The sequence below is a fragment of the Chloroflexota bacterium genome (assembly GCA_018829775.1).
GTDB lineage: Bacteria > Chloroflexota > Dehalococcoidia > Dehalococcoidales > RBG-16-60-22 > E44-bin89.
Genome location: JAHJTL010000071.1, coordinates 1 through 3,726, shown reverse-complemented (window position 1 = coordinate 3,726; position 3,726 = coordinate 1). Strand labels below are relative to the sequence as shown.

Below are 3,726 nucleotides of genomic sequence, written 5' to 3'. Positions count from 1 at the left end.
TCCCGTTGCGGTAGTGCAAGTCTTATCGATGCAAATATGTGCTTGGACCACCAGGGCTAAAAGATAACTGTGGCAAGGCCAGAGGTTGACTACACTTTTCATCTTATAGTGCAATCCGTCTGGCTCACCCGCCTTGGTCGTCAAGCAGTAATTCTTCGCGAGAAAGCTCGTAGGCAGTCTTACCTCCCCGGTCAGGTTGGGGCGTGGCATTCCAGATGTTCATCGCCAGAGCCAGCCATCTATTCAGGTCATCAAGTGATGCCACTTCTCCAACCCATTTCACGATATCCTTACTGAAACTCATGTTATCATTCGCTTTCATGCGGGCCAGGACCAGTTTCCTCCACTCCTCTACTGGCTTGACCAGTTTGTTCTTCCCTTCAGACTTGGCCGCCTCGGTCATTCTGGCGACCGCTTCCTCAAGGGTCTTGTCGCGGGGATACTGTATCTTCGGCTTGCTTTCCTGTTCCCTTGTTCTACGTTGCAGGAATCTCTCTACCTGGATTGGATCAAGCTGAAACTTCTTCAGGCGGGAGCGAATACCCGGCCCAAATCGCGTTGGCCACACTAACCAGCCCGGACATACCACCCAGCGGCCGCGCCCAACAGGGACGATATGAGCACATAGAACGTCATCCCTGCGAAGGGCCTGGCTTAATATCCGGCTATCGACCTCAAATTCCTCGTCTTGTAGCTGAAGATAGACACCTTTGCCGGGCCTCACCACGGTAGTTATCGCCGTAACATATCTGGCCTCCTGGATAGATTTCAGTGCCGAGGTCAGTCCTGGCCCGGTAAGCAAAGCAGCGGCGGCCATCTCTGCGGGACGCCTGCCGTCTGGCAGACGAAAGTTGAAGGAGAACCAGCCCAGAAAACGCCTCTCCCGCGCGTTAACCTCCCCTGCTTCTGGCAGATACTTTACTGTTCCCGGCTCATCATACCCGAAGAAGTCACTGCGTGCCTTGGACCTGATGTCAACCAGAGCTTCACAACTGGCACACCAGGCGACCAATTCCTCTATCGTGCTGGCAGTGAGAGACACCTCTTACTCCTCGTCCAACGTTACGCCAATATCATCAAGCCACTCGAGCGCCCTTTGCTGCATCCGCTCATCCTTGAACTGAAACCACCTCTCCCTTTCTTCGGGATAACGAAGTAAGACATCTTTGAAGCGCCGAAAGGCTCCCCTGCCGTTTATGGCCACCTCAAGTAGCTCGGCAAGACGCTCATCTTCGACAGTGGCAATGAAATCCTGCATATCCTCATAGCCTTCGTGGGATTCAGCCTTTGGGATTGGCTCGTAGCGGTCGGACTCTTCTTCAATCTGGTCTCTCAGCTTCCTGGTTTCCTCGTCATCCATGTATTCCGAAAGAAACAGTATTTCACCCGTCTTGAGGTCGAGATAATACTCGTTCTCATACGAACTGTTCTCCATGGCTGAGCAAAGCTCATCAATGTCTATATTCAGCGCCTTTTTGTTCTCCAAGTCTCGTCTCACGGCATGTCGGAAGAGTATACGTTTAGATTATATGGCATGTTAGGGACTGGTTTGCAAACCCGCGTTGCGGACGGCAGCACCCAGTGGGGCACCTGCAGGAAGATAATGTTGGCACACACTCCATCGGAATGTTACTTGAGAATTAGCCAAGTTGTTTATTAACCTCACCCTGGTTGTCTCCTTCTCCTTCAAAGGAGAGGGGCGCGCACCCCTCTCTACTTCCCTTGGCAAGGGAAGGCAGATTACCATTCACCATGCCCGCAAACCGCCCAGATTCTTACCATGGTGAGTCTCTTATTGCCAACTGTGGCTCTGGGCTCCGGCATTAGCTTTGGCGCCCGAAAATGGAAGGACAAGAGCATGACGATAGTGCTATAATTATATTGCTTCCGGACTCTTAGGGGTCGATTGGCAGTCCGGGAGCAGCCGATCACGTTAGCTGGGGCAGACGGTCTACCGCTTAGCTGCCTGCCCCAAAACAAAGGAGGCAGCTAAATGTCAGATACATTTAATCCTCTGCAAGACCTTGCGACTTTCCTGGGTGGTATAGCCAAAGCGCTGCCGCCGTTACCCCCACCGCCGTTTCCGCTACCCAAACTCCCGGCGGTTGAGTCGCCAAGTGGTGAGGTTAAAGATCACGGTTACGCTCACAGCTACGTGGATATTACAGACCCCCTGGCGGAGAGGCAGATGGAGAGGCATCGCGCAGAACAGGCGGCAAGAGGTCTTATCGTTCTGAACTATGAGTAACGCCAAATAACTCGTCCATGGATTCTGACTCGGTAGTAGGACATAGAGAAGGCAGCCAGCTATGGTGCTTGCGACAACCTAGCTTTGGAATAGTGAAAGCTACTACGACATTTGCTCACCAGGGCATAATCTTCTCCGCAACCGCTGTTAAAATTACCCAGGGTCTATGCTGCATTATATGCCGGACACTTTAGCGAAGAGTAGATAAAAAGCTTCTAAATCACCGCCCCTTTGCCATTACCAGGTTAATTCATCAACCAGGTGGCAGCAGGGGTGAGGAACGGCTTAGAAAGTGATAGAATAGTAATGCTACCGGGCTCTGCTTGGGGTCGATTAGCAGCCCGGGGCAATGACGTTAGCAGGGGTAGGTGGTTGGCCACTGATTGCCTGCCCACAAAAAACATCATTAAAAACGGGGCGAGCAAAAGCCCCGTTTTGTATGGGGAAGGAGGGAAAATGAACGAGTTAGAAAAATTTTTACCAATGCCACCGCAATTCGGTCCACCGTTACCAAGTTCATTTAAGGTGATTTGGCCGTGGCTGAAACGCCCACCTCAAAAAGAATACGTTCTGCCTATGGCGGAAGCTCCAAAGCTGGTCACGGCACCGGCGCCAGAGCCAGCACCACAGACGCAGCCGGTACCGGCAGCAACTCAGAAGACGATTAACTATGAGGTGGAGACCCCGCCAGAGATACTATCCGCGGGAACGCCAACCAGAATATCGCCCGGGTTGGATTAGAATCTGATAAAAGTGCGGGACAAAAACAAAGGAGGATGAAGATGCCCAGTCCAGAGGAAGGTCGCTTCCATACGCCAAGGGGAAAAGGCCCTGGTGTGGCAGTAGGTGAAAAACTGGTAATCAGAAAGCTGCCGTCGCTGGAAGAGCTCGCCCTTCGGGTTCAAATACTTGAGCGGGTAATTGCCCGTGCCCCCTTCATCGGCCTGGATTATTCGAGCGAGCTAAAGCGTGCCGGGCTGCAGAGACGGGACCTGGTCAGCAAAACAGTCATTCCCGAGTGATGATTTCCGGCCCTGGCTTATCATATCTCAAGTTTGAGGGGAGTTGGCAATTCTTGCTTTAAGGGACAAAATATGGACATAGCCGGGGCAGCCAGCTATGGGGTATTGGACAACTTAGCTTTGAGATAGTTGAAACGGTTAAGACATTACCCCACGAGGGCATAATTTTCTCCGCAACCCCGTTAAAATTCCCCAGGGTATATACTGAATTATATGCCAGACCCTTTGTGGAAAAGGGGGTTTAAAAACTTCTAAATCATCAAGCTTTTGCCGTTAACCACATTACTTCATCACCCAGGTGACAGCAGGGGTGAGGAATGGCTTAGTAAGTGGTAGAATAAAGGTGATGAAACCGGGTCAAAAAAGTCGAAATGAAAGCAAAATGGAGTGGTATCCATACATCGATTTCTGGGGTGTCGATTAGGTTTCTACGAGGGCAATGCCCGCTTAGCCCCG

At 51.6% G+C, this 3,726-nt stretch carries 5 protein-coding genes; 3 read left to right on the top strand and 2 right to left on the bottom strand.

The window, feature by feature from the left end; genetic code table 11:
- Positions 1 to 124 precede the first annotated feature (124 nt).
- Together KKD83_06800 and KKD83_06795 are read right to left on the bottom strand one after the other, a co-directional pair.
- Complete coding sequence (locus KKD83_06800; GenBank protein ID MBU2535855.1) at positions 125 to 1,042, bottom strand: hypothetical protein; 918 nt, start codon at positions 1,040 to 1,042, stop codon at positions 125 to 127.
- A 3-nt stretch (positions 1,043 to 1,045) separates the two neighbouring features.
- Positions 1,046 to 1,486, bottom strand: coding sequence for a UPF0158 family protein (locus KKD83_06795; protein MBU2535854.1), 441 nt, complete (start codon positions 1,484 to 1,486; stop codon positions 1,046 to 1,048).
- 507 nt (positions 1,487 to 1,993) lie between these two features.
- On the opposite strand from KKD83_06795, the gene KKD83_06790 reads away from it, so the two are divergent.
- From KKD83_06790 to KKD83_06780, 3 genes are all read left to right on the top strand, one after another.
- A complete protein-coding gene (locus KKD83_06790) occupies positions 1,994 to 2,248 on the top strand; it encodes a hypothetical protein (GenBank protein ID MBU2535853.1) in 255 nt (84 codons plus the stop codon).
- Positions 2,249 to 2,704: 456 nt separating this feature from the next.
- A complete protein-coding gene (locus KKD83_06785; GenBank protein MBU2535852.1) occupies positions 2,705 to 2,989 on the top strand; it encodes a hypothetical protein in 285 nt (94 codons plus the stop codon).
- A gap of 41 nt (positions 2,990 to 3,030) precedes the next feature.
- Positions 3,031 to 3,270 carry a hypothetical protein gene (locus tag KKD83_06780; GenBank protein MBU2535851.1) on the top strand — a complete coding sequence of 80 codons (240 nt, stop codon included), beginning with the start codon at positions 3,031 to 3,033 and terminating at the stop codon, positions 3,268 to 3,270.
- The last annotated feature ends 456 nt before the right edge of the window (positions 3,271 to 3,726 follow it).

What these genes read in the sequence shown, in the direction of transcription:
- KKD83_06780 (MBU2535851.1), top strand. Translation starts at nt 3,031, where the DNA reads ATGCCCAGTCCAGAGGAAGGTCGCTTCCATACGCCAAGGGGAAAAGGC.
- KKD83_06785 (MBU2535852.1), top strand. Translation starts at nt 2,705, where the DNA reads ATGAACGAGTTAGAAAAATTTTTACCAATGCCACCGCAATTCGGTCCA.
- KKD83_06790 (MBU2535853.1), top strand. Translation starts at nt 1,994, where the DNA reads ATGTCAGATACATTTAATCCTCTGCAAGACCTTGCGACTTTCCTGGGT.